This window comes from Phyllobacterium sp. UNC302MFCol5.2 (assembly GCF_000686005.1).
GTDB classification, from domain to species: domain Bacteria; phylum Pseudomonadota; class Alphaproteobacteria; order Rhizobiales; family Rhizobiaceae; genus Phyllobacterium; species Phyllobacterium pellucidum.
In genome coordinates this window covers 167,755-192,553 of sequence record NZ_JMLL01000016.1, presented here as the reverse complement: position 1 = coordinate 192,553, position 24,799 = coordinate 167,755, and the positions used below count along the sequence as shown (strand labels likewise).

Annotated in this window: 20 protein-coding genes; 13 read left to right on the top strand and 7 right to left on the bottom strand. The window is 59.6% G+C overall.

All coding sequences use genetic code 11. The annotated features are described in order from the left end of the window. Positions 1 to 2 precede the first annotated feature (2 nt). The 3 genes from BR48_RS0121220 to BR48_RS0121210 all read right to left on the bottom strand — a co-directional run bounded on the left by BR48_RS0121220 (position 3) and on the right by BR48_RS0121210 (position 3,449). Positions 3 to 1,523, bottom strand: a complete 1,521-nt coding sequence (locus BR48_RS0121220; RefSeq protein ID WP_027233148.1) for a sugar ABC transporter ATP-binding protein — start codon at positions 1,521 to 1,523, stop codon at positions 3 to 5. Between the two features lie 65 nt (positions 1,524 to 1,588). Continuing rightward, complete coding sequence (gene rhaS / locus BR48_RS0121215; RefSeq protein WP_027233147.1) at positions 1,589 to 2,587, bottom strand: rhamnose ABC transporter substrate-binding protein; 999 nt, start codon at positions 2,585 to 2,587, stop codon at positions 1,589 to 1,591. Positions 2,588 to 2,639: 52 nt separating this feature from the next. After that, positions 2,640 to 3,449 (bottom strand): DeoR/GlpR family DNA-binding transcription regulator, encoded by an 810-nt coding sequence (locus tag BR48_RS0121210; protein ID WP_027233146.1) that lies wholly within the window; start codon positions 3,447 to 3,449, stop codon positions 2,640 to 2,642. A 217-nt stretch (positions 3,450 to 3,666) separates the two neighbouring features. Here BR48_RS0121210 and BR48_RS0121205 point away from each other — a divergent pair, with 217 nt between their 5' ends. The 7 genes from BR48_RS0121205 (at position 3,667) to BR48_RS0121175 (ending at position 12,362) form a co-directional block, all read left to right on the top strand. After that, a complete protein-coding gene (locus BR48_RS0121205; RefSeq protein WP_027233145.1) occupies positions 3,667 to 5,763 on the top strand; it encodes a bifunctional rhamnulose-1-phosphate aldolase/short-chain dehydrogenase in 2,097 nt (698 codons plus the stop codon). Between the two features lie 20 nt (positions 5,764 to 5,783). Then, a complete protein-coding gene (rhaI, locus tag BR48_RS0121200; protein ID WP_027233144.1) occupies positions 5,784 to 7,076 on the top strand; it encodes an L-rhamnose catabolism isomerase in 1,293 nt (430 codons plus the stop codon). 142 nt (positions 7,077 to 7,218) lie between these two features. After that, the gene (locus tag BR48_RS0121195) at positions 7,219 to 8,748 is read left to right on the top strand and encodes an ABC transporter substrate-binding protein (protein ID WP_027233143.1); all 1,530 of its coding nucleotides are present in this window, start codon (positions 7,219 to 7,221) and stop codon (positions 8,746 to 8,748) included. Between the two features lie 81 nt (positions 8,749 to 8,829). After that, entirely contained in the window at positions 8,830 to 9,771 is a 942-nt protein-coding gene (locus BR48_RS0121190; RefSeq protein WP_027233142.1) for an ABC transporter permease, read from the top strand. After that, positions 9,771 to 10,640 (top strand): ABC transporter permease, encoded by an 870-nt coding sequence (locus BR48_RS0121185; protein ID WP_027233141.1) that lies wholly within the window; start codon positions 9,771 to 9,773, stop codon positions 10,638 to 10,640. Before BR48_RS0121190 ends, BR48_RS0121185 begins: the two co-directional genes overlap by 1 nt. Before the next feature lie 2 nt (positions 10,641 to 10,642). Further along, positions 10,643 to 11,854 carry an amidohydrolase/deacetylase family metallohydrolase gene (locus BR48_RS0121180; RefSeq protein ID WP_027233140.1) on the top strand — a complete coding sequence of 404 codons (1,212 nt, stop codon included), beginning with the start codon at positions 10,643 to 10,645 and terminating at the stop codon, positions 11,852 to 11,854. 10 nt (positions 11,855 to 11,864) lie between these two features. Then, positions 11,865 to 12,362 carry a RidA family protein gene (locus BR48_RS0121175; RefSeq protein ID WP_051615331.1) on the top strand — a complete coding sequence of 166 codons (498 nt, stop codon included), beginning with the start codon at positions 11,865 to 11,867 and terminating at the stop codon, positions 12,360 to 12,362. Positions 12,363 to 12,373: 11 nt separating this feature from the next. Here BR48_RS0121175 and BR48_RS0121170 read toward each other — a convergent pair whose 3' ends face one another. Beyond that, positions 12,374 to 13,180: an IclR family transcriptional regulator gene (locus tag BR48_RS0121170; RefSeq protein WP_036815185.1), complete on the bottom strand. Its 807-nt coding sequence runs from the start codon at positions 13,178 to 13,180 to the stop codon at positions 12,374 to 12,376. A 126-nt stretch (positions 13,181 to 13,306) separates the two neighbouring features. On the opposite strand from BR48_RS0121170, the gene BR48_RS0121165 reads away from it, so the two are divergent. Both BR48_RS0121165 and BR48_RS0121160 read left to right on the top strand, forming a co-directional pair. Then, complete coding sequence (locus BR48_RS0121165) at positions 13,307 to 14,518, top strand: aminotransferase class V-fold PLP-dependent enzyme (RefSeq protein ID WP_027233137.1); 1,212 nt, start codon at positions 13,307 to 13,309, stop codon at positions 14,516 to 14,518. Positions 14,519 to 14,534: 16 nt separating this feature from the next. Next, the gene (locus BR48_RS0121160) at positions 14,535 to 16,349 is read left to right on the top strand and encodes an ABC transporter ATP-binding protein (RefSeq protein WP_027233136.1); all 1,815 of its coding nucleotides are present in this window, start codon (positions 14,535 to 14,537) and stop codon (positions 16,347 to 16,349) included. Between the two features lie 42 nt (positions 16,350 to 16,391). Here the strand turns inward: BR48_RS0121160 and BR48_RS0121155 are convergent, their stop codons facing one another. The 3 genes from BR48_RS0121155 to BR48_RS0121145 are packed head-to-tail and all read right to left on the bottom strand — an operon-like array spanning position 16,392 to position 19,366. Then, complete coding sequence (locus BR48_RS0121155; protein ID WP_027233135.1) at positions 16,392 to 17,585, bottom strand: extracellular solute-binding protein; 1,194 nt, start codon at positions 17,583 to 17,585, stop codon at positions 16,392 to 16,394. A gap of 27 nt (positions 17,586 to 17,612) precedes the next feature. Then, positions 17,613 to 18,632 carry an amidohydrolase family protein gene (locus tag BR48_RS0121150; RefSeq protein WP_027233134.1) on the bottom strand — a complete coding sequence of 340 codons (1,020 nt, stop codon included), beginning with the start codon at positions 18,630 to 18,632 and terminating at the stop codon, positions 17,613 to 17,615. Further along, complete coding sequence (locus BR48_RS0121145) at positions 18,629 to 19,366, bottom strand: glucosamine-6-phosphate deaminase (protein ID WP_036815181.1); 738 nt, start codon at positions 19,364 to 19,366, stop codon at positions 18,629 to 18,631. The genes BR48_RS0121150 and BR48_RS0121145 overlap by 4 nt, the downstream gene beginning before the upstream one ends. A gap of 121 nt (positions 19,367 to 19,487) precedes the next feature. On the opposite strand from BR48_RS0121145, the gene BR48_RS0121140 reads away from it, so the two are divergent. The 4 genes from BR48_RS0121140 to BR48_RS0121125 all read left to right on the top strand — a co-directional run bounded on the left by BR48_RS0121140 (position 19,488) and on the right by BR48_RS0121125 (position 24,764). Continuing rightward, a complete protein-coding gene (locus tag BR48_RS0121140; RefSeq protein ID WP_027233132.1) occupies positions 19,488 to 20,666 on the top strand; it encodes an ROK family protein in 1,179 nt (392 codons plus the stop codon). Positions 20,667 to 20,711: 45 nt separating this feature from the next. Further along, a complete protein-coding gene (locus tag BR48_RS0121135) occupies positions 20,712 to 21,902 on the top strand; it encodes a glycine C-acetyltransferase (RefSeq protein WP_027233131.1) in 1,191 nt (396 codons plus the stop codon). Between the two features lie 9 nt (positions 21,903 to 21,911). Beyond that, entirely contained in the window at positions 21,912 to 22,949 is a 1,038-nt protein-coding gene (tdh, locus tag BR48_RS0121130; RefSeq protein ID WP_027233130.1) for an L-threonine 3-dehydrogenase, read from the top strand. A 240-nt stretch (positions 22,950 to 23,189) separates the two neighbouring features. After that, on the top strand, positions 23,190 to 24,764 hold the full coding sequence (locus BR48_RS0121125) for an alpha/beta fold hydrolase (protein WP_027233129.1): 1,575 nt from the start codon (positions 23,190 to 23,192) through the stop codon (positions 24,762 to 24,764). Positions 24,765 to 24,799 lie beyond the last annotated feature (35 nt).

Below are 24,799 nucleotides of genomic sequence, written 5' to 3'. Positions count from 1 at the left end.
TTTCACGCATTCCCGGTTGCGGCTCGAACCAGCGTCTCGGCATTGAGGTGGTTTCGCTCGTAAATGCCCGCCGAAAGCCCTTCGCGCATGACGAGCACACGGTCGGACATGCCGAGGATTTCCGGCAGCTCAGAGGAAACCATGATGATGCTGAGGCCTTCGCCGGCGAGCTCGCTGATGAATGCGTGAACGGCCGCCTTCGACCCGATGTCGATACCCTTGGTCGGCTCATCAAGGATGAGGATCTTCGGCTGTGTCGCCAGCCATTTGCCGATGACGACCTTCTGTTGGTTGCCGCCCGAGAGCGTTCCGACAGGAACAGAAAGCGCCGCGGCGCGAAGATCGAACCGTTCGGCGTATTTCCTGGCAAGCGCGAACTCCGCGGCCGCGCGCAAAAAGCCGGAGCGCGACGTGCGCGTCAGCGAAGGCAGCGATATGTTCTGGTAGATCGGCAGTTCCAAAACCGCGCCGTGACGGCCGCGCTCTTCCGGAACGTAGACGATACCAGCCTTGATCGCCTCGCCGGGAGAGCCGATCGTGATCTCTTCGCCATGAAGCCGCAGTTTGCCGCCAGACGGCCTGGTCACGCCGAACAGGGATTGGCAGATCTCCGAACGGCCGGCACCCACCAGGCCATAGATGCCGAAAATCTCGCCTTTCCTCAGCGTGAAGGTGATATCGCGAAATTCCGTCGGATGCGTGTAGTTCTCGACGGACAGCACCGCTTCACCGAGCGGAATCTCGACCTTGGGGAAGGCATGCTCGATGGAACGGCCAACCATCAGCCGCACGATCTCGTCCTGCCCGGTGCCGGCGAGCACGCCGCTGCCGACAGCCTTGCCGTCGCGGAACACCGCATAGTTGTCGGCGATTTCATAAACTTCGTCGAACTTGTGGCTGATGAAAAGAATCGCCTTGCCCTGTCCCTTCAGCCGCCGAACGATCTGAAACAGATCATCGACCTCCTTGCGCGATAGTGCCGCCGTCGGCTCGTCCATGATGACGATGCGAGCTTCGACGGAGAGTGCCCGCGCAATCGCCACGAGATGGCGCTGTGCGATCGAAAGATTCTTCAGGCGGGTGCGTGGATCGATATTGCTTTCAAGCGAATGCAACAGCGCAAGAGCCCGCGCATTGACGGCTTTCCAGTTGACGAAACCGAACCTGGTCTTCGGCGCGTGGCCGAGAAAGATGTTTTCGGCCACCGACAATTCGTCGAAGAGCACCGTCTCCTGATGGATCGCCGTAACGCCGAAATCGATGGCGTCCTGCGCATTGGTGAAGCTGACGGCATCGCCATCGACGCGGATCTCGCCTTCATCAGACTGGTAAATCCCGGTCAGAATTTTCACCAGAGTCGACTTGCCCGCACCATTCTCGCCGATCAGCGCCGTCACCTTCCCCGCATAGAGGGCAATGTTGACGTCGTTGAGTGCCTTGACGCCGGGAAACGACTTGGAAATTCCGCGCATTTCGAGAAGCGGCGTCTCCAGGCGTTGATCTGACATGGCAATCTGGTTCATCGAGCATTCCGAGAGTGAAGGAATGCCCGGCAGACGTGCTGCCGGGCGGGGGGCAGTGTCGAAAATCAGAAGATTTTCGAGAACTGGTCGATGTTCGTTGCGTTGTAGACGAATGGATCGGCCATGGCGGCTTCGCCGTTCTCGCCCACCTTGATCTTGCCCATGCGGCCGGCATCGATCTCGCTGCCCGGCGCGCCATCCGTCTCGCCCTTGACGAGGCGATAAGCGATTTCGGTGGCTGAGTAGCCAAGGTCGATCGGGTTCCAGATGGCGAATTCCTTGGTAACGCCCGACTTGATAGCGCCGGCCATCTCCGAAGGCAGGCCGAGGCCTGTGACATAGACATCGCCGATCTTCTTGGCATCAGCGACGGCCTGCGAGGCCGCAAGGACACCGACCGTTGTCGGCGCGACGATGACCTTCACGTTCGGCTGGGAGGTGAGGATGCCCTGTGCTTCGCGGTAGCTCTTGTCGGAAAGGTCATCGCCATAGACGGTGGTAACGAGGTTGAGGCCCGGGAAGTTCGGCAACTGCTTTTTCATCTCGGCAATCCAGGTGTTCTGGTTGGTCGAGGTGGTGGTTGCCGAGAGAATGGCGAAATCACCCTTGCCGTCCTTCAGATGGTTGGCGGCGAGTTGCAGGCACATCTTGCCAATGAGTTCGTTGGATGACGGATTGAGGTGCATGATGCGGCCATCCTTGCCGACAGCCGAGTCCCAGGAAATAACCTTGATGCCGCGGGCCATGGCCTTCTTCAGTGCCGGCACAAGCGCATCGGGATCGTTAGCCGAGACAGCGATGGCGTTCACATTCTGCGCGATCAAAGCGTTGATCACCTCGATCTGGCCTTCCGCCGTGGTCGAGGTCGGACCGGTATAGATGACTTCGACGCCGCCGAGTTCCTTGGCAGCTTCCTGCGCGCCCTTGTTGGCAGCTTCGAAGAAGCCATTGCCCAGCGATTTGACGACCAGCCCGATCTTTACCGTATCGGCGGCCTGCGCCTGCGTTGCGAGCATGGCAACGGCGAATGCCGATCCCAGTATGAGTTTCTTCAATAGTTTCATTGTCTGTCCTCCCAGAGTTTGAACCATGCGTTGGATAGTGACCGCTACGCCCTCAAGCGACCGAAGCGGAATTTCGTGACTTGTCCTGATTGACCTTGGCGACGATCAGCTGAATGCCAGCATCCTCCACCATTTTCCGGTCAGCATCGGTAATGCCGTCATCGGTGATGATGGTCGCCACCCGTTGCAACGGACACAGGATCAGGCTGGAACGGCGCGCAAACTTCGTCGAATCGACCAGCAGCACCAGATCGTCGGCCTGGTTGATCAGCTTCTGCTCGCCCTGGATGATAAGCGCATCGGATTCCATGACGCCGAACGGACCAACGCCCTGCGCCCCCATGAACATGCGCTTTCCGTAGAAGTTGCGGGTCACGTCATTGTCGAAAGGCGACAGGATGATGCTCTGCTCGCGGTAGATGGCGCCGCCCGGCACGATCACCGAACTTTTGGAGTTCTTCACCAGATGTTCGGCAATGGCAAAAGAATTGGTCATGACCTGCAGCCGTCGCGACGCGAGGAAATGCACCATCTGGAAAGTAGTGGTGCCACCATTGATGATGATGGCGTCCCCTTCCTCGCACAGCGCCACCGCCTCCCTGGCAATGGCGCGTTTCTTGTCCGCGTTTTCGGATTCTGAAACATGGAAGTGCCTGCCTGCGAGCGGCGTTAGTTGCGGCGGATGGACGGCTTCGGCGCCGCCACGCACACGGCGCAGCTTGCCCTTGACGTGAAGCGAAGCGATGTCACGGCGGATCGTTGCCTCTGACGCTTCCGTCAGATCGGCGATGTCCTGAATGGTGATGACCGGCTTTTCCTGAACAGCGCTCAAGATGATGCGGTGGCGCTCACGCTCGTGCATTCGTCGTCTCCTCCTGCCAAGATTTATTGCGCAAAGTTGTGATCAGTGTCAATCAACTTCAATCAAATAATTTCATATTGCACTGCACAATGATGCTAATATGATTGGATTTGATTGTTTGTGATTGACAATAAAACCGGTTGTGCTCCATAGCTAAAGGAAATCGCGGCGCTGGCAAATCGCGCCAGACCGGCAATTGACCTATCGGGAGGCGAATATGGCAGACAGGGTCCAACTTCTGGAAAACCGCTGGGACGATGCAAAAGCAGCCGGGCTCGATGAGCCTGGCAAATTGCTCTATCGCTCCAATCTGCTCGGCGCCGACAAGCGCATTACCAATTACGGCGGTGGCAATACCTCGGCTAAAGTCAGCGAAACCGATCCGCTGACGGGCGCGACCGTTGAAGTCCTGTGGGTCAAAGGTTCGGGCGGGGATGTCGGCACCATCAAGCTCGATGGCTTCGCGACGCTGTATATGGACAAGCTGGAATCGCTGAAGTCGATCTACAGGGGCGTCGAGGATGAAGACCGCATGGTGGGGTTCCTACCACACTGCACATTCAACCTGAACAGCCGCGCCGCATCGATCGACACCCCCTTGCATGGTTTTGTGCCATTCAAGCACGTCGACCACATGCATCCCGATGCGATCATCGCCATTGCCGCCTCGAAAAATTCGCGCGAACTGACGCAGGAAGTGTTCGGCGACGAGATCGGCTGGCTGCCCTGGCGCCGTCCCGGGTTCCAGCTCGGTCTCGATCTCGGTGCCTATGTTGCCGCCCACCCCAATTCCAAGGGAGTCGTGCTCGAAAGCCACGGGCTTTTCACCTGGGCCAAAGATGCAAAAGAATGCTACGAACTCACGCTCGATATCATCAACAAGGCAATCGTCTGGCTTGACGCAAAGTCGGGCGGACGCGAGGCTTTCGGCGGTGAAGCCGCCGCGAGCCTCGATAAGCCAATCCGGCGCGCGATTGCCGCGCGCCTGATGCCGGAGATACGCGGTAAGATCGGGGTTTCGGAGCGCAAGCTCGGCCACTTCGACGACCAGCCCGCTGTTCTCGAATTCGTCAATTCGCACGATTTGCGCCCGCTTGCGGCGCTTGGAACAAGTTGCCCGGACCATTTTTTGCGCACGAAAATCCGTCCGCTGGTGCTCCAGTTCGATCCCGCCAATCCGGATGCGGATGCTGTCGTTGCTTCGCTTGACCAGGCGCTCGAAGACTACCGCACCGACTATGCGCGCTATTACAACGCGTGCAAACATGCAAACTCGCCCGCCATGCGCGATCCCAATCCGGTGATATTCCTTATTCCCGGCGTCGGCATGCTGTCCTTTGCCAAGGACAAGGCGACAGCGCGCATCGCCGGCGAATTCTATGTCAATGCGATCAACGTGATGCGAGGCGCATCCTCTGTGTCCGAGTACCAGGGGCTTTCCGAACAGGAGGCCTTCGACATCGAATACTGGCTGCTCGAGGAAGCAAAGCTGCAGCGGATGCCCAAGCCGAAATCACTCGCCGGTCGCGTCGCCTTCGTTACCGGAGGCGCCGGCGGCATCGGACGTGCGACGGCGGAACGCCTGCTCGGGGAGGGCGCCTGCGTGATGCTCGCGGATATCGATCAGGAGGCGTTGAAGCTCGCCCATGACGATTTTGCCAAGCGCTATTCATCTGATGCCGTGCGCAGCGTTCCCTTGAATGTGACTGACGAGGCCGGTGTCATCGCCAGCTATGCGGAAGCGGCCGTGGAATTCGGTGGTGTCGATATCCTGGTCTCGAATGCCGGCATAGCCTCCTCGGCTCCGATTGAGACGACCGAACTTTCGATGTGGAACCGCAACATCGACATTCTGGCGACGGGTTATTTCCTGGTCTCGCGCGAAGCTTTCAGGCTGTTCCGGCGGCAGAAGCTCGGCGGCAATGTCGTGTTCGTTGCCTCGAAGAACGGTCTTGCGGCTTCGCCGAACGCCAGTGCCTACTGCGCCGCGAAAGCCGCCGAGATACACCTTGCGCGCTGCCTGGCGCTTGAAGGCGCGGAGGCAGGAATCCGGGTCAATACCGTCAATCCCGATGCCGTGCTGCGTGGCTCGAAAATCTGGAACGGGGAATGGCGCGAGCAGCGTGCGGCTTCCTCGAACCTTCAGGTGGACGAACTCGAAGAGCACTATCGCAAGCGCTCGCTGTTGAAGCTCAACGTGCTGCCGGAGGATATTGCGGAGGCCGTATACTTCCTTGCCTCGGACGCGTCAGCCAAATCGACGGGCAATATCATCAACGTCGATGCCGGCAACGCCCAGAGCTTCACGCGTTAGGATTGTCTCGGGAGGACATGATGGCTGAACAGAAGATATCCAACGACCTGATCGCGTCTGAGAACGAGCGGCTGCTTGCCGCCCACGAGAGCGACTACGAGGCGCTTGGCGCTCATGTGGCGCGGCGCAGCATCGACATCGGCGCAGTCACGAAAGAGGTAGCGCGATTTTTCGTTGCGGTGCCCTCATGGGGTGTCGGAACCGGCGGAACCCGCTTTGCGCGCTTTCCCGGCAAGGGTGAGCCGAGGGGCATTTTCGACAAGCTCGACGATTGCGCCGTCATTCAGCAACTGACACGCGCAACCCCGACCGTGTCGCTGCATATTCCCTGGGACAAGGCTGATCCTGCGGAACTCAAGGCGCATGCTGACGCACTCGGTCTCGGCTTCGACGCAATGAACTCGAACACGTTTTCGGATGCACCGGGACAGACAAATTCCTACAAGTACGGCTCGCTCAGCCATGTCGACGCCGCCACCCGCGCGCAAGCCGTCGAGCACAACATCGAGTGCATCGAGATCGGCAAGGCCATCGGTTCCAAGGCGCTCACCGTCTGGATCGGCGACGGATCGAATTTCCCGGGCCAGACAAATTTCGCGCAGTCCTTCGAGCGCTATCTCGCCGCCATGCAGGACGTCTACAAGGCGTTGCCCGATGACTGGCGCATCTTCTCCGAGCACAAAATGTACGAGCCCGCCTTCTATTCCACGGTCGTGCAGGATTGGGGCACTAACTACCTGATCGCACAGACGCTCGGACCAAAGGCGTTCTGCCTCGTCGATCTCGGCCATCATGCGCCCAACACCAATATCGAGATGATCGTTTCTCGTCTCATCCAGTTCAAGAAGCTCGGCGGCTTCCATTTCAACGATTCCAAATATGGCGATGACGATCTGGATGCCGGGTCCATCGATCCATACCGCCTCTTTCTCGTCTTCAACGAGTTGGTCGATGCCGATCATCGCGGCGTGACGGATTTCCATCCTGCGCACATGATCGACCAGTCGCACAATGTGACCGATCCGATCGAAAGCCTGATATCGAGCGCCAACGAGATCCGCCGTGCCTATGCCCAGGCCTTGCTCGTCGATCGGGAAGCTCTTGCCGGCTATCAGGACGACAACGATGCGCTCATGGCGTCCGATACGCTGAAGCGCGCCTATCGCACCGATGTGGAGCCAATTCTCGCGGAAGCGCGCCTGCGCGCGGGTGGGGCCATCGATCCGATCGCCGCCTATCGCCATAGCGGCTATCGGCAATTCGTAAGCCACAAGCGTCCCGCAAGCGTCGCGGGAAGCGGCGGGATCGTCTAGTCCATTTTCGACTCACGAGGATTACCAAGCAGCGCCCGGGCGCTGCTTTTTCCTTTTTTGAATTGACAGCCTTCTACACATTTGGTCTTATTCTACTATAAAGCATTATAATCCATTATAGTGGAATACGAAGGGAACTGTCATGAAGTCATTGAAGCTTGCGCTCCTTCTAGGTTCGGCACTTGTTGCTCTAAGCCCGTCGGCTTTCGCCCAGTCCAAGGGCGGCGTTATCAATGTTGCCACCATCGGCGAACCACCAACGCTCGATGCCATGGCCTCGACGGCCGATCTTGTCGGCATCGTCTCGCAGCACATTTTTGAAACGCTTTATACATTCGACAAGGCCTGGAACGTTACACCGCTTCTTGCCGCGAGCCTTCCGGAAGTTTCGGCTGACGGCAAGGTCTATACGATCAAGCTGCGCACGGGCGTGAAATTCCACGATGGCACGGATATGGATTCGGCCGATGTGGTCGCATCGCTGCAACGTTGGACGCAGATTGCATCGCGCGGCAAGCAGACGGCTTCGATGATCACCTCGATCGAAGCTCTTGATCCCGCCACGGTCAAGATCGCGCTCAATACCCCTTACGCGCCGCTGGTCTCGCTGCTCGCGTTCAACAATGCAGCTGCAATTATCCTTCCCAGCGAAAAGCAGCAGAACCCGATGACCGAACCGGTTGGCACCGGACCCTATATGCTGAAAGAGCGCAAGCCCGACCAGTATATCCAGCTGACCCGCTTTGACGGTTACAAGTCGCCCGAAGGCGACGAGAACGGCTATGGCGGCGCGCGTCATCAATATCTCGATGAAATCCGCTTCGTTCCCGTACCGGACGCGAACACGCGCGTGCAGGGCGCTCTCTCCGGTCAGTTCGACTATGTCGACAGCCTCCCGGTCGAATCCTACGAACAGTTGAAAGGCCAGAAAACGACCGAGGCGGTCCTCCTCAAGCCTTTTGGCTGGCCGGTCTTCGTGATGAACACAAGTCAGGGCATAACCAAGAATCAGGATCTGCGCCTCGCTGTCCGTGATGCGCTCAGCGAAGAAGACATGTTGGCTGCCGCCTTCGGCAGCACGGACTTCTATGCGCTCAATCCGTCCATGTATCCTGATGGCTACAACTGGAAGACTGAAGCCGGAACCGAAGGCGCCTATAATGTCGCCGATCCGGAGAAGGCTGCCGAGGAGTTGAAAAAGGCCGGCTACAATGGCGAGCCGCTGCGCATTCTCACCAGCCGCCAGTATGAATTCCATTACAAGATGGCGCAGGTTGCGGCGGAATATCTGAAGGCTGCCGGATTCACCGTCGATCTTCAGGTCGTCGATTGGGCGACGCTTACGCAGCGCCGTGCCGATCCCAAGCTCTGGGATATCTATATCAGCCACAGTCCTTTCCTGCCCGAACCGGCGCTGATCGGTGCCATGTCGACGAGCGCACCGGGCAATTGGGACACGCCGGCGCGCAAGGCCGCCGTCGATGCGTTCAACTCCGAGGTGGATCCGCAAAAGCGCATCGCCCGGTGGGCCGAGGTGCAGAAGGTGATCTATGCCGAAGTACCGATCATCAAGATCGGCGATTTCAATGCGCTTTCGGCGAAGTCACGGAAGCTCGAAGGTTTCACGCCTGCACCGTGGCCATATTTCTGGAACGTATCGCTCAAGCAGTAGTGCTTTGCCGGGTGCGGTAGGCGACGTGCCAACTGCGCCCGGCTGCCCAGTCCTCGTCAATTTGGGATCGATTGGCCACAGATGCTCCGTTACATTATTCAACGCTTTATCGGCATGATTGTCGTGATGTTCCTGGTGGTGACGATTGTCTTCGTCATCGTCCGCGTCACGCCGGGCGATCCCGCCGCCGTCATGCTCGGGCCTGAAGCGACCGCTGCCGATATCGCCGAGCTGCGCCAGCGCCTCGGGCTCGACCAGTCGATACCGGTGCAATATGTGTTTTTCATCGGCAACCTTCTCAAAGGCGATCTCGGCCAGTCGATCTTTCTCAACCAACCGGTATTGCAGGCGCTCGCGCAACGGGCCGAGCCTACATTTTTCCTCACCATCTTCTCCCTGCTGATCGCCAGCGTGATTGCCATTCCGATCGGCGTCTACGCCGCCTATCGGCGGGGCTCGCTGTTCGACCAGGCGGCAACGGCCCTTGCTATGCTCGCCGCCAGTATTCCGAGTTTCTGGCTCGGCCTCATTCTTATGCAGGTTTTTGCCGTGCGCTTCGGACTGTTCCCGGTCTCCGGTTATGGCGGCCCGGGAACCTCGCTTGGCGAACGCCTGTCTTATCTGGTCCTCCCGGCCTTCGCGCTCGGCATCGTATCTTCCGCGCTGATCATGCGCTTCACCCGCGCCTCGATGCTTGACGTGCTCGGCGACGATTACATTCGAACCGCTCGAGCCAAGGGCGTCGGCGAGGCGAGCGTCGTCCTGAAACACGCTTTCAAGAATGCACTCATTCCGATCCTTACCGTTCTCGGCCTCACCGCCGCGGTACTGATTTCCGGCGCGGTCGTGACCGAAACGGTGTTCGGACTTCCCGGCGTCGGCAGCCTTGTCGTTTCGGCAGTGCTGCGCCGCGATTACCCGGTGATCCAGGGCGCATTGCTGATTATCGCGGCGCTCTACGTTCTCATCAATTTCGCCATCGACATGCTCTATCTCGTCGTTGATCCAAGGGTGCGCTACTGATGACCGAAATCGTGTCCACCGCGCCCGTCAGCGAGCGCTCCAAATTCTTCCGCGTCCTGATCCGCCGCAAGACTGTGCTGTTCGGCATGATCGTGCTGGCCATCTTCGTGCTGCTTGCCGTTTTTGCACCGCTGATCACGCCGTTCTCGCCAAGCAAGCTTTCGATCGTCAACCGGTTGAAGCCGCCGGACATGAAGTTCCTCTTCGGAACCGACGAGTTCGGCCGCGACGTCTTCTCGCGCACGATCTACTCGGCGCGCCTTTCACTTCTCGTCGGTTTCGCAGTGGTCGTCCTTGCCTCGCTTATCGGCGTCACGCTCGGCCTGCTCGCCGGCTTCTTCCAGAAGCTCGACGCGCCGATCACGCGTCTCATCGATGCGATGATGGCGTTCCCGGATATTCTCCTTGCCATCGCGCTCGTTGCTGCGCTTGGGCCATCGCTCACGACCGTGATCGTGGCGCTCAGTATCGTCTATGCGCCGCGCCTTGCCCGTATCGTGCGGGCCTCGACACTTGTCATTCGTGAACTCCCCTATGTGGAAGCGGCGACATCGCTCGGGATTTCCACACGCCACATCATGACCCGGCACGTATTGCGCAATCTTCTTTCTCCCATTCTCGTGCAGGGCACATTCCTCTTCGCCAGCGCCATGCTGGCCGAAGCCGGACTTTCATTCCTCGGCCTTGGTGTCAGCCCGGAAGTACCCACCTGGGGGACGATGATTGCATCAGGTCGCCAATATATCGGCAAGGCCGACTGGATGACCCTCTTCCCCGGTATCGCGATCGTGCTCGCCGTTCTGTCGCTGCAGATGGTCGGCGACGGCTTCCGCGATCTTCTTGACCCCCGCCTCAGAAAGGATCTCTGATCATGTCTGCCTCCCCCGCAACCGATGGTCGCCTGCTTGTGACCAACGTAAGGCCGGTTGCCTTCGGACCCGGTATGCCGTCGTCCCGCATTGACATTCTTGTCGATGCCGATGGCAAGATCGCTGCATTCGGCCCCTCGCTGAATGTTCAGGACGACATTCGCCGTATCGACGGCAACGGCGCCTGGATTTCCCCAGGCTGGGTGGATCTGCATACACATATCTGGCATGGCGGCACCGACATTTCTGTGCGCCCACAACTATGCGGCGCCGAGCGCGGCGTTACGACGATCGTCGATGCGGGATCGGCTGGAGAGGCCAATTTTCACGGCTTTCGCGAATATATCATCGATCCGGCGCGCGAGCGCATCAAGGCCTTCCTGAACCTCGGCTCCATCGGCCTCGTTGCCTGCAACCGCGTCAGCGAGCTTAGCGATATCCGTTCGATCGACATCGACCGTACCGTCGCCTGCGTCAACGAAAACCGCGACCATATTGTCGGCCTCAAGGTCCGCGCCAGCCACGTAATCACCGGCTCATGGGGCGTTACGCCCGTCAAGGTCGGCAAGAAGATCGCCAAGATCCTCAAGATACCGATGATGGTGCATGTGGGCGAACCGCCCGCCCTCTATGATGAAGTACTCGAGATTCTTGGACCCGGCGATATCATCACCCATTGCTTCAACGGAAAGGTCGGCAGCAGCATCATCGAGGATGAAGACCTGTTCGAACTCGCGGCGCGTTGCGCCGGGGAGGGCATCCGCCTCGACATCGGCCATGGCGGCGCATCCTTCTCGTTCCGCGTCGCGGAAGTGGCGATCCAGCGCGGTCTTCTGCCCTTCTCGATCTCGACGGACATACACCTGCGCAGCCTCAACTTTGCCGTCTGGGATCTGGCGACGACCATGTCCAAGCTTTTGAACGTCGGCATGCCCTTCGACAAGGTCGTCGAGGCCGTGACCCTTTCGCCTGCCTCGGCCATTGGACTGCCTACCGAAAACCTGCTTTCCGTCGGCACCCGCGCCGATTTCACCATCTTCGAGCTCGACGACTCCGATCTCACTGTCATCGACTCCATGGGCTACGAAGCGAGGCTCGAAAAGCTCTTCGAACCGCGCTGGGCAGTGCTCGGCAACGAATTGGTCAAGGCAGGTCGTTACCAACCCGCCAAACCTGAAACTTCGGGTGCGATAGCGCCCTATTCTTACCGCTGAGGAACACGTCTTGAGCACCATACCCAGCCCGGCAGTCAGCGCCGGCAAATCACCCTACGATCGTTTGAAGGCGCTCGGGTTGACCCTGCCGCCGGCGCCAAGCCCGATCGCCAATTTCGTCACCCATATCCAGGAGGGCAACATGCTCTATCTGTCGGGGCAGGGGCCGCGCGAGAATGATGGCTATCTTCACACCGGCAAGGTCGGCGGCAATGTTTCGGTCGAGGAGGCATACGAGCATGCCCGCCTAACCGGCATCAATCTCCTTGCGGTCATGCATTCGGCGCTGGGTGATCTTGGCCGGGTGAAGCGGGTCGTCAAGCTGCTGGGGATGGTCAATGCCGTTCCCGACTTCGCCGATCACCCCTCGGTCATCAACGGCTGCTCGGACCTTTTCATCAATGTCTTCGGTGAAGCCGGCAACCATGCGCGCTCGGCAGTGGGCTTCGGCTCGCTCCCGGGCAATATAACCGTCGAGATCGAGGCGATCGTCGCACTCAAAAACTGAACGCCAGGAACCTACGTATGACTGCGCCAGCCCATTACCGTTTCGATCCGCTCCGCCGAGGCCTTCACCTCGTTGGTATAGCGTTCGGGGTTGTCGCTGACCTTCTGTTCCGGCAGAACGATGGAAATCGTGGCGATGCATGCGCCCTTGTCGTCGCAGATCGGCGCGGCAACGCAGGCAACGGCATAATCGGACTCTCCGGCCTGAATGGAAAGCCGCGCATCAAGCGCCTGCCTGGCGGACGCCGAAAGTACGGCGGGGTCAATGACGGCGCGGCCCGTCGGCGAGGACTTGGCGCAATGCTCGAAAAGGTCGAGGCGCTCGGCTTCCGGCAGATGCCCTACGAGCAGGCGTCCCGACGCCGTCCAGTTGAGTGGAACGCGCGTGCCGACGCGGGACGTCACCTGAAAATGACCCGGCCCGTCGGCCATGGCAAGAACCAGCATATGGTCGCCATCGCGTCCGCACACCTGCACCGTCTCGCCGGATATGCGGCTGAGATTGTGCATTTCGTGGTTGGCGACGTTGAGAAAATCCAGCGAGCGAGCATAGGCAAGACCGTAGTGATAAAGCCGCGCGCCAAGCCATACCGAACTGTCGCTGTTGCGCGACAGCATGTTCTTTTCGACAAGGTCATCGACGATCACATAGACCGTGGAGAGCGGTGCTCCAATTGCTTTGGCGATCGCGTAGACACCCGCCGGGCTGCCGGTCTCGTAAAGATAATCGATGACTTGCAAGGCACGGTCGATGCCGCTCACACGCGAGCGGCGCGCCTTCGCGCTGTCTTCCTTCGCGATGCCGCCGGTGCTCTCCATGTCTGAAATCTTTGCGTCCACGCCACACTCCGCACCGTTCGAGTCATTCAACGAATTATTACATTATAAAGGCATAGCTGCCAAGCCGATGGAATACTTGCCGGCCGGCACCTCAAGGGGAAGACCATGACAGACCAACAAACACCGTCCGATATACGCGAATCCCTCGGGCTTCGCCGCGTCATCAACGTATCCGGCACGATGACCTCGCTTGGCGCTTCGATCGTCGTACCGCAAGCAATCGCGGCCATGAGTTCCATACTGCCGCAATTCGTCGAAATCAACGACCTGCACCGCATGGCAAGTCCCGTCATTGCCCGTCTGACAGGCGGCGAGGCCGGTTTCGTTACGGCGTCCTGTTCCGCCGGCATTACCCTGGCGGTTGCCGCGACAATGACCGGACCTGATCTGGCCGCGATCGAGCGCCTGCCTGATGCAACCGGACTCAAGAATGAGGTCCTTATTCAGACCGGCCATGTGGTAAGTTACGGGGCTCCAGTCGATCAGGCTATCAAGCTTGCCGGCGCCAAGGCCGTACTGGTCGGCCAGGCTACGTCCTGCTACCCCTATCATCTGGAAGGGGCAATCAATGAGCGTACGGCTGCGGCCGTCTTTGTTGTCTCGCACCATACCGTTCAGTACGGCCTCGTTGCGCTGAAGAAATTCGCTGAAATATGCCACGCCCGCGGGGTGCCGGTGATTGTTGATGCGGCATCGGAATATGACCTCAAGGTTTTCCTCGCCGAAGGCGCCGACATAGCGATCTATTCCTCGCACAAGTTTCTCGGCGGCCCCACGGGAGGCATTGTTGCCGGGCGCAAGGACCTCGTGCGCAGTGCGTTCCTGCAGAACATGGGCGTTGGACGGGGCATGAAGCTCGGCAAGGAAAGCATCCTCGGCACGATCGCAGCGCTCGAAGCCTGGGAGAAGCGCGACCACGCCGGCATTCGCGAGAAGGAAACCGGCTACCTCCACCTCTGGAAGCAGACCCTGACCGGAAAACCGGGCGTTACCGCGGAGATCGAAGCTGATCCGACCCACAACCCACTGGATCGCCTGCGGGTTACCATCGATCCGCGCGAGGCGCATATCACCGCCTGGGACTTCGCCGACGCATTGGCGAAAGGCGAGCGGCCGATCATCGTTCGCGATCACGAGGCCGAGCACGGGTACTTCTACATGGACCCGTGCAACCTCCATCCGGGCGAAGAAAGGATCGTCGCCGGTCGCCTCGAAGAGGAACTTCGCAAAGCGAGAGCTTCAAACGAGATCATCGCAACCCCTTTCGAAGAGCGCTACGCCCGTCGTATCTCCGGCCTGATGCGCTGGCCGGACTGATTTGAGAGGACAGCTTATGGAAAAGCCCGCCGCCCCCGTTCTTTCCGTCTCGAACCTTACCACGTCCTTCCTTGGTGATGGCCAGTGGCGACCGGTCGTGCGCAATGTCTCCTTCGACGTAGCACCGGGGGAGACGGTGGCGATTGTCGGCGAATCCGGCTCCGGCAAGAGCGTGACGTCGCTCTCGATCATGCGGCTTCTGCAAAAAGACAAAAGCCGCATCGAAGGCAAGATCATGCTGGATGGCAAGGACATTCTCGCCTTGCCGGAGAGGCAGATGCGGTCTGTGCGCGGCAATGACGTTGCCATGATCTTCCAGGAGCCTATGACCAGCCTCAACCCGCTTTTCACGGTCGGACGCCAGATCAGCGAGGCCTTGCTGTGTCATCGCGATATCTCGCGGGCAGAGGCAAGGGCCGAAACGATCCGGCTTTTGGAAAAGGTTCGCATACCCGCGGCTGCTTCGCGCTTCGACGAATATCCGCATCGCTTTTCGGGCGGCATGCGACAGCGCGTGATGATCGCGATGGCACTCGCCAGCAAACCGAAGCTGCTGATTGCCGATGAGCCGACGACGGCACTGGACGTGACGATCCAGGGACAGATCCTCGATCTCATCAAACTTCTGCAGGAGGAGGAGGGCACTTCCGTCCTCTTCATCACCCACGACATGGGTGTCGTGGCGGAAATCGCTGACCGCACGGTCGTCATGTATAATGGCGAGGCGGTCGAAACCGGCAACACCGACGAAATCTTCGCGAACCCGCAGCATCCCTATACGCGTTCACTGCTTTCCGCCGTGCCGGTTCTTGGCTCGATGAAAGGGCACGAGCGGCCGCTGCGCTTCCCGGTGGTCGATCGCGCGACTGGCACATCGGATACGCCAGTCGAGACCGCCGATACGGTGCAGGCCGACAAGCCCCCACTGCTTGAGGTCCGCAACCTGACGACGCGCTTCAACATTCACTCCGGCATGTTCGGCCAGCTGGAGGGGCGGGTCCACGCGGTTGAAAACCTCTCCTTCACCCTGCAGCCTGGAGAGACACTCTCGCTTGTCGGCGAGTCTGGCTGCGGCAAATCAACGACCGGCCGCTCGATCATGCGCCTCGTTCAGCCGCAGAGCGGCGAGGTGCTGCTCAACGGACAGAACGTCCTCGGCATGGATCCGAAGCAGATGCGCGACATGCGCCGCACCATACAGATGATCTTCCAGGATCCCTTCGCCAGCCTTAATCCACGCATGACCGTCGGCGCCGCCATTGCCGAACCCTATCTCGAGCACAGGCTTGGAACCCGCACACAGGCCCGCGACCGCGTCGCCGATCTCCTCGAACGTGTCGGGCTCAAAACGGATATGGCCGGACGCTATCCGCATGAGTTCTCCGGCGGTCAACGCCAGCGCGTCTGCATTGCCCGTGCGTTGGCGCTCGATCCGAAGCTTATCGTTGCGGACGAATCCGTTTCGGCCCTCGACGTTTCCATCAAGGCGCAGGTCATCAACCTGCTCCTCGACCTGCAGGCCAGCCTCAACCTGGCCTATCTCTTCATTTCGCATGACATCGCGGTTGTCGAGCGCGTCAGCCATCGCATTGCTGTGATGTATCTCGGGGAAATCGTGGAGATCGGTCCGCGTGCAGCAATTTTCGAGAATCCGCAACATCCCTATACTAAGAAGCTAATTTCGGCCGTTCCGGTGCCTGATCCCGCGCGTCGCGGCGTCAGGCGCCCGGTTTCCAACGACGAAATCAAAAGCCCGGTGCGCGCCCCGGACTTCGTCGTTCCGTCGCGCCAATATGCGGAAGTCTCAAGCGGACACCTAGTGCAGATGTAGGAGAGGCCGCGGCAGGTTCGCCGCGGCTCCCAACCTATACGCTTATTGTGCTTTCTTCTGCGACCCGACGAGTTCGTCCCACTTGCGGAACGCCAAGACCATCTGGTCCGGCTTCAGCGGCAGTTCGATGGGGTTGTTGGCAATGAGGTCGGCATATTCAGGCCTGCCGAACTCCTTGATGACATCCTGGCTGTGCTGCGGCGCCATGCTGATCGGCACGTTCTTTACGGCGGGGCCCGGATAGAGATAGCCTTCATCATAGGCATAGGCCTGCGCCTTGGGGGTGAGCAGAAAGGCCATCAAATCAAGCACGACAGCGACCTTGTCGTTCGCGATACCGTTCGGCATGCACATGAAGAACGCATCCGACACCCAATGGAAGCCCTTCAGCGTACCGATCTTCGCCGTCTCGGGCACAATGCCGAGGGCACGGGGATTGATGTCCCATCCGGTCGTGCTGATGATGATGTCGCGCGAACCCTCGCCGAATTCCTTCATGGTCGCGCCGGTACCCGCCGGATAATAATCGATATACTGGCCGATCTCGGTAAGATAGGCCCAGGTCTTTTCCCAGCCATTGACCGGATCGTGCGGATCCTTGTCGCCGAGGAGATAGGGCAGGCCCATCATGAAGGTCCGGCCCGGTCCGGAATTGGTCGGACGCGCATACATGAAGCGGCCAGGGTTGGCCTTGGCATAGGCGAGGAGTTCCTCGGCGGTCGTCGGCACCTGCTTGACGCGCTCGGGATCGTATTCGATCAGTGGCCCCGACGGGTAGTAATTGACGACCACACCGAAACCCTGGCCTTGCGCCTTGTGTAGCGCGAGTGCCGCCGGCTCGTAGTTCTCTTCGAGGCCGGGGAGCTTGTCGGCGAAATCCGGCAGGATCTTCATCCAGGTTTCGTTGGCGAGGCCTGCCGCCAACCCATCGCTGCCAGTCAGCACAATGTCGATGTCAACGCTCTTTGCCGCCTGCTGCGCCTTCAGCTTGCCGGCAAGTTCCGTTACCGGCGCCTTGGTAAAGACGATGCGGGAGGCCCGTTCGGGATAGGTCTTGGCATATTCCTCGAAGGCCGGCTGCATCAGGGCCAGTGCGCCGCCGACATCCATGACGGTGATCAGGACAGGAGCGGCGGGCAGTGCAGGCGCCGCCGCCCATGCGCCTGTGATGCCGCCTACTGCGGATACGGCGATACCGCCGAGTACCGTACGGCGGTTGATGCGAGTATTTGTCATGTCAAATTCCCCTTTGTTTTATCGCGTTCACTTGAAAGTCCGTTCTTCGCTGCCGATCCGGACGCGGCGTATGTTCATCGCGTCCGTCCATTTGATTTCCGCGGCAGGCAAGGTGATTCCCCGCGCGCCGAGGACAGGCGCCAGCGCATCGACAAGCCGGCGGGATGCCATTTCCACGGCCTGCTCGAAGGTGGTGATGTCCCAGTGAACAAGGTTGCGCACCGCATCGTCGAGGCGAAGCGCCGATCCGGCAAGCCCGGCGAGCCCGGCCAGTCCGACGCTGCCGTCGGCCGAGCGGCGGATGCGCATGCCGGCAAAGTCATAGTCGCCGGGTTCGGCAGCGGCAGCTGCCGTCGCGTCGGTCACCAACGCCGACCGCGCGAAACCCTTGGCGCGGATGAGCGCCTTCAGCGCCGGCGGCGGAACGTGAATGCCATCGGCGATGAATGTTGCGAGCAGCCGATCGTCGGCAAGCTGCGCGAAGAGCGGATTGGCAAGCTTTGGCAGTACCTGCGGCAGGCCGTTGCCGAGATGGGTGGAAAGGCCCGCGCCGGCAGCGACGGCCGCATCGACACCTTCAAAATCGAGCGCGGAATGGCCAATCGACACAAGCCTTTCCTGCGCAACCATCGCTTCGATAAATCCGATCCCATTGCCCACTTCCGGAGCGACAGTGACGAGCAAAATCGGCCGTTTCAACTTTTTCTCAAGGTCGAGGACGAGCGCCGGATCAGCTGCGGTCATGGCGCTCGCCGGATGGCACCCCGAAAATCCGTCAGCGGGGTTGAGAAAGGGCCCCTCCAGATGGTAGCCCGGACACATCAGCGGACCGAGCCGGCTTTCTGCAACGCTCCGGTCCAGGGCGGCGAAGCGGGCGTCGAGTTCCGCCGGGGTGGCTGTAATGATCGTCGGAAGGCAGGTCGTCACGCCGCTCGCCAGCATCGCTTCGAGCGCTCGGTCCAAGGCTTCTGCGGTCAGGCCAGCGTCGTTGAAATCGACACCGGCAAAGCCATTGACCTGGATATCGACGAGGCCGGCCGTGATCATGCGAGCAGCGACGCCGAGGTGGGATCGAGCAAGAGCACGACATTGGGATGTTCCTGCACGATCGAGGCGGGATGGCGCGGATCCACCTCTCCTTCGATCGCATCCTTTACCGCCTGCGCCTTGCGCGCATCGGGCACCGAGAGGACTATGAACTTGCTCTTCATGATCTGCCGGATGCTCATTGAAACCGCCTGCTCGGGAACCGCAGCGAGATCGGGAAACCAGCCTTCGCCGAACTGCTGCTTGCGGCAGGCTTCATCAAGGGTCACGACGATATAGGGCTCTTCGGTTTCGAAATCGGCCGGAGGATCGTTGAACGCGAGATGACAGTTTTCGCCGATCCCGGCAAAGCATACATCTATCTCGTGCCCGCTGATAAGCTTGCTGATCCGCTCGGCTTCCGCGTGCGCATCACTCTCCGCGTCGATCGGATAAAACGTCACCTTGCCTGCTAGCGGTTCGACAAAGCGTTCGTTCAGATATTTGCGGAAACTTGCCGGATGGCCGATGTCCATGCCGACATATTCATCAAGGTGAAAAGCCGTCACTTTCGACCAGTCTATGTCCTTGGCCGCAACGAGATTGCGCAGGACCTCGAACTGGCTCGCGCCCGTAGCAACGATAATCGACGCCTTGCCTTTCTCCGCGATCGCCCGTCGAATGGCTTCAGCGCCAAGATCGGCAGCAGCAGCGCCCAGCGCCTCCTTGTCGTTCAAAATGCGTATATCCACCATCAATTTTCCGTTCATCTGCTTGTGCTTTATCGGGCTGCGGGCAATGTAACCACAGCTGCCCCTGGCATCGCAAGCATTTTCGAATAATATTATTCAAAAATAAGGATTAGGTTTTTCCGGCATGATTTTGACGATTGACGAGACCCGCTATGAGGATGCCCACCAACGCGATTGCGCGCGGGTTGCGGCCTTGCTTTCAGATGGAGAATCGCATTCACGTCCGAATGTGAGCGAAGCGTTGCAAATGACGTCGACGACGACATCGCGTGTCGTCGCGGAACTGCTGGAGCGCGGCCTCGTCATCGGGGAAGCAGGCGAAAAGAGCGGACGCGGCCGGCCTGCGATCCAGATCGCCCTGAACCATTCACGGCTGGGCGCGACGGTCGTTCTCATGAGCAGCCGTTCGCTGCTCGGCGTATTGGTCGATCTGAGTGGCCGCGTGATCGGACGCTGCACTGCCGACGTGCCCGAAAGCGCCGACAATGAGACCATGGCTGCGCGGATGCGCGGTCTTATAAACTCTCTACTGACGGATTTGCCGGCGGGCATGAGCCACATGGGAACCTCGGTGTCGGTCTCCGGTGTCGTGAACGTGCGTGACCGCAAATGGCTGATCACATCACGCTGGCCCCATGTCCGCGATCTTGACCTCGCTGCCGCTCTAGCGCCGGTTACGCCTGTCGTCTTCGTCTGCCGTCATCTCGATGCCGAATTGACGGCGCGGACCATGCAGGACGGTGCGCAGGGCCGGGACAGCACGCTCCTCTTGCACTGGGGCTGGGGTGTAGGACTTGCGTACAGCGTCGAAGGCGAGCCTTTCATGTCGGCGAGCAATCCCTTTGGCGAAATCGGCCACTGGCGCTTCAATATGCTCGATCAGCGACAATGCGGCTGCGGCAACCATGGCTGCCTCGAAACGGCTGCGGCGCTCTGGGCCCTATTGCCTCAGCTGCGAGCAAGCTGGCCGGAGCTTTCGGAGGACGAGGAACGGGTTGCCGGGCAATTGACCAGCCTTGATATCGCTGAAAGACCGGAGATTGCGACGGCAATCCACCTCATGGCTCGATCGCTTGGCAATGTTTGCCGCCTGCTGTTCCCGAAGAGAGTTATTGTCACCGGTCCCTTTGTCGGCAATACCGCACTCTGGCAAGCGTTTTCAGATGCATTCCAGGCGGAAGGAATCATGAGCGGCCTGGCGCTTCCCGTTCTAGTTGCCGACCGGTCCAGCGAGGAATACGCTATCCTCGGTGCGGTTCGACCTTTGCTCAATCTTGGGCTTGAGACATTCATCCGATCGTGAGATGAGAACCGCCATAACGGATGTACGCATGAAGCGGGAATAATCATGACCAAGCCATTTATCGACCATTTGTCACACGAACTCGCCCAGTTGAAGGAGACCGGCCTCTACAAGAGCGAGCGCGTCATCGTCTCCAAGCAGGCAGGCGAAATCGAGATTTCGACGGGCGCAAAAGTCTTGAACTTCTGCGCCAACAATTATCTCGGCCTTGCCGACAACGAGGAACTCGCCTCTGCCGCAAAATCGGCGCTCGATCGCTACGGCTACGGCATGGCGTCAGTGCGCTTCATCTGCGGCACACAGGAAGAGCACAAGCAACTGGAAGCGCGCATCTCCTCTTTCCTCGGCCTTGAAGATACGATCCTCTATTCGAGCTGCTTCGATGCCAATGGCGGACTGTTCGAAACCCTGCTCGGCGAAGAAGACGCGATCATTTCCGATGCGCTCAATCATGCATCGATCATCGACGGGGTGCGCCTCTCCAAGGCCAAGCGCTTCCGTTACGCCAATAACGACATGGCCGCGCTCGAAGAAGAATTGAAGAAGGCCGAAGGCAGCCGTTTCAAGCTCATCGCTACCGACGGCGTGTTTTCGATGGACGGCATCATTGCCAACCTGCAGGGTGTTTGCGATCTCGCCGAAAAATATGGTGCGATGGTCATGGTCGATGACAGCCATGCGGTCGGCTTCGTCGGCAAAAATGGCCGCGGTTCCGCCGAACATTGCGGTGTAGAGGGACGCGTCGACATTATTACCGGCACGCTCGGCAAGGCGCTCGGCGGCGCGTCGGGCGGCTATACGTCCGCCAAGGCGGAAGTAGTCGACTGGCTGCGCCAACGCTCGCGTCCGTACCTTTTCTCCAACACGCTGGCGCCGGTCATCGCTGCTGCCTCGCTCAAGATTTTCGACCTCATCGACAATGGCGCGGACCTTCGCGCCCGGCTGATAGCCAACGCGCAACATTTCCGCCGCGACATGTGGAAGCTCGGCTTCACCCTCGCCGGTGCCGATCACCCGATCATTCCGGTGATGCTGGGCGAAGCGACGCTCGCGCAGGAAATGGCGGCGCGGATGCTGGAGAAGGGCGTTTATGTCATCGGTTTCGCCTTCCCGGTGGTACCGCGCGGCCAGGCTCGCATCAGGACGCAGATGTCTGCCGCCCACACCACGCAAGACGTCGCCCGGGCGATCGAGGTTTTCGCCGAAGTCGGGCGTGATCTCGGCATCATCAAATAGGAAAACACCATGTCGAACATGATGAAGGCACTGGTCAAGGCGAAGGCGGAGCCTGGCATCTGGATGGAACGCGTGCCTGTTCCGGAACCCGGACCGAACGACGTGCTCATCAAGGTCAGGAAGTCCGCCATCTGCGGGACCGATGTGCATATCTACAATTGGGATAAGTGGGCGCAGGCGACGATCCCCGTTCCCATGGTCGTCGGGCACGAATTCAGCGGTGAGATCGCCGAGATCGGCTCGGCCGTGACCAAATACACGGTCGGCCAGCGCGTTTCCGGCGAAGGTCATATCGTGTGCGGAACGTGCCGCAATTGCCGCGCGGGCAGGGGACATCTCTGCCGAAACACGCTCGGCGTCGGTGTTCACCGTCCGGGATCGTTCGGCGAGTATCTCTGCATTCCCGAGGCCAATGTCGTGCCCATACCGGACGACGTTCCCGACGAAATTGCGGCGATCTTCGATCCGTTTGGCAATGCCGTTCACACCGCGCTTTCCTTCGACCTCGTCGGTGAAGACGTGCTGGTAACCGGGGCGGGCCCGATCGGCATCATGGGCGCGCTGGTGGCAAAGCGCTCCGGTGCCCGCAAGGTGGTGATCACCGATATCAATCCTTCGCGCCTCGCACTGGCACAGAAGCTCGGCATCGATTATGTCGTCGATGCCTCCAAGCAGAACCTGGCGGACGTCATGCGCGAGATCGGCATGACCGAAGGATTCGATGTCGGCCTCGAAATGTCGGGAGCGGCACCCGCCTTCCGCGACATGATCGACAAGATGAACAATGGCGGCAAGATCGCAATTCTCGGCATTGCTCCGACAGGGTTCGAGATCGATTGGAACAAGGTGATCTTCAAGATGCTCAATCTGAAGGGCATCTATGGCCGCGAAATGTTCGAGACCTGGTACAAGATGATAGCCTTTGTGCAGGGCGGCCTCGACCTTTCGCCCATCATCACGCATCGCCTGCCGATCGACGATTTCCAGGAAGGCTTCGACGCCATGCGATCCGGGAGCTCCGGCAAGGTCGTGCTGGACTGGCAATAACCAATTTGCATGCACTCTTTTCAACAATGATGGGACGCTGACGGGCGTCCCAACATTCATTCTCATGGCCAGAGGACAATCCCTCGATAAAATCATCGAGTTACTTTTCGTACATCAAAGCAGCGAACGGAATTAACCCGCCGGGGTGATGCCCTCCGAGGCCAAAAACAGGTATTTTGTTGGCAATGCTGTGGGGCACTTTCGCGAAAGCAGCCCACGCGGCAATGGGGACCAACGAACATGGCTGCGACCAAATACAGATTTCATCTGGATTCGCCAGCATTGTGCCTGATGCTGTTTGCAACGCTGCTATTGCTTGCCGCAATGCTTCCAGCAGTACCAGCCTTGGCTGCAGCGGCCGAATTCCGGGAAACGCCGTGCTGGTTTGCCTTGCCCAAGGACCGGGACATGCGCTGCGGGCATCTGCTGGTCCCGGAAAACCGCAGCAAGGCCGATAGCGCCACCATAGAACTTGCAGTGGTGATCTTCGAACCGGACCGCGTTCGCCATGACCCGGTCGTTTATCTTAATGGCGGGCCCGGACAGGCTGCACGCATCGAGACGCGCGAGGAGATCGACGATTGGTGGAGCTTCATCGACAACGGCGACTGGCTGCGCGGACGGCGGCTTGTCGTAGTGGACCAGCGGGGCGTCGGTCTTTCGAAGCCGTCGCTGAGCTGTGCCGAACATTACAGCCCGAAGGTCTGGGGCGGCATCATGTCCCGCCCGGAGGAGATTGTCGATTTCGACGGGGCGCAGAAGAACGAGGTTAAAGCCTGCCGCGACGCGCTTCAGGCCAGGCACATCGACCTTTCCGCCTATAACACCGCCGAGAATGCAGCCGATATCCATGACTTGCGCAGCGCTCTCAATATCGACAAATGGGTCGTCTTCGGCATTTCCTACGGTACAAAACTTGCCTTGCAGGTTCTGGAAGATCATCCGGAGAACCTCGTTGCAGTGGTCCTCGATTCCACGCTGCCGCTTGACGTCGACTATGTCGACCAGGACGCCGCCAACTTTGACGGGGTCCTGAAGAAGCTTGAGAAGGACTGCGCGGCGCGCCAGGAATGCGGATCTGACGGCACAAGCCTTAGAACGATGATCACCGAAATCGTTCAGCAACTCGACGCCCAGCCCGTGCTTCTGCGCCTCAAGGCGGCGGGAGAACCCAGTGCATTCACGCGCGTATCGGGCAACGACTTCCTCGAGGTCCTGTTCAACCAGTTTTATGATCGCGACTCGATCGAACTCCTGCCGCAGCTGATCAAGGACACGGCCAATCAGAACTATGGCCCGCTGGCGGAAATGATAGGCTTGAGCGGTGACGACGGCGACGCCTTTGCTGACGGCATGCATCTTTCCATCGTTTGCAATGACGGTGTCTCGGCGGCGGCGTCCTTTGCGGCGTTTCCGCTTCTCGACCGCTGGGCGCAGAACAATTTCTACAGCTGGGCCTGCCCACTATGGCCTACCGCCACGCCGAAGAGAGCTTATAAATCATTGGCCCAGAACAGGGTGCCGGTCTTGTTGCTCGCCGGCGATTACGATCCCGCAACCCCGACAAGCTGGGCAGAGCGCGTCATCAGGACAACCGGCCATAGTCAATTGGTACTCTTCCGCGGCGTCGGCCATGATGTGCTTGATACGACCGAATGCGGCGGGGAGGTGGTTGCCGACTTCCTCGACAATCCCAATGCGAAAGTCAGTACACCCTGTATCGGCGATATGACCGAACCGCAATTCGGGCCGCCCGACGATAAGCCCTCGGTGCTGCTGACCGGATCGGCCCAGCCTGCGATGTTGCACAGATAACGGCATTTGCCAGCCATCTTTCCATTCGCATCCCG

Excerpts from the sequence above, each read along its gene's own strand:
- BR48_RS0121145 (WP_036815181.1), bottom strand. The coding sequence starts at position 19,366 with ATGGTGGATATACGCATTTTGAACGACAAGGAGGCGCTGGGCGCTGCT.
- BR48_RS0121165 (WP_027233137.1), top strand. The coding sequence starts at position 13,307 with ATGACAGACCAACAAACACCGTCCGATATACGCGAATCCCTCGGGCTT.
- BR48_RS0121135 (WP_027233131.1), top strand. The coding sequence starts at position 20,712 with ATGACCAAGCCATTTATCGACCATTTGTCACACGAACTCGCCCAGTTG.
- BR48_RS0121180 (WP_027233140.1), top strand. The coding sequence starts at position 10,643 with ATGTCTGCCTCCCCCGCAACCGATGGTCGCCTGCTTGTGACCAACGTA.
- BR48_RS0121170 (WP_036815185.1), bottom strand. The coding sequence starts at position 13,180 with ATGGAGAGCACCGGCGGCATCGCGAAGGAAGACAGCGCGAAGGCGCGC.
- BR48_RS0121195 (WP_027233143.1), top strand. The coding sequence starts at position 7,219 with ATGAAGTCATTGAAGCTTGCGCTCCTTCTAGGTTCGGCACTTGTTGCT.
- BR48_RS0121190 (WP_027233142.1), top strand. The coding sequence starts at position 8,830 with ATGCTCCGTTACATTATTCAACGCTTTATCGGCATGATTGTCGTGATG.
- BR48_RS0121140 (WP_027233132.1), top strand. The coding sequence starts at position 19,488 with ATGATTTTGACGATTGACGAGACCCGCTATGAGGATGCCCACCAACGC.
- BR48_RS0121125 (WP_027233129.1), top strand. The coding sequence starts at position 23,190 with ATGGCTGCGACCAAATACAGATTTCATCTGGATTCGCCAGCATTGTGC.
- BR48_RS0121210 (WP_027233146.1), bottom strand. The coding sequence starts at position 3,449 with ATGCACGAGCGTGAGCGCCACCGCATCATCTTGAGCGCTGTTCAGGAA.
- tdh (WP_027233130.1), top strand. The coding sequence starts at position 21,912 with ATGTCGAACATGATGAAGGCACTGGTCAAGGCGAAGGCGGAGCCTGGC.
- BR48_RS0121220 (WP_027233148.1), bottom strand. The coding sequence starts at position 1,523 with ATGAACCAGATTGCCATGTCAGATCAACGCCTGGAGACGCCGCTTCTC.
- rhaS (WP_027233147.1), bottom strand. The coding sequence starts at position 2,587 with ATGAAACTATTGAAGAAACTCATACTGGGATCGGCATTCGCCGTTGCC.
- BR48_RS0121205 (WP_027233145.1), top strand. The coding sequence starts at position 3,667 with ATGGCAGACAGGGTCCAACTTCTGGAAAACCGCTGGGACGATGCAAAA.
- BR48_RS0121150 (WP_027233134.1), bottom strand. The coding sequence starts at position 18,632 with ATGATCACGGCCGGCCTCGTCGATATCCAGGTCAATGGCTTTGCCGGT.
- BR48_RS0121160 (WP_027233136.1), top strand. The coding sequence starts at position 14,535 with ATGGAAAAGCCCGCCGCCCCCGTTCTTTCCGTCTCGAACCTTACCACG.
- rhaI (WP_027233144.1), top strand. The coding sequence starts at position 5,784 with ATGGCTGAACAGAAGATATCCAACGACCTGATCGCGTCTGAGAACGAG.
- BR48_RS0121155 (WP_027233135.1), bottom strand. The coding sequence starts at position 17,585 with ATGACAAATACTCGCATCAACCGCCGTACGGTACTCGGCGGTATCGCC.
- BR48_RS0121185 (WP_027233141.1), top strand. The coding sequence starts at position 9,771 with ATGACCGAAATCGTGTCCACCGCGCCCGTCAGCGAGCGCTCCAAATTC.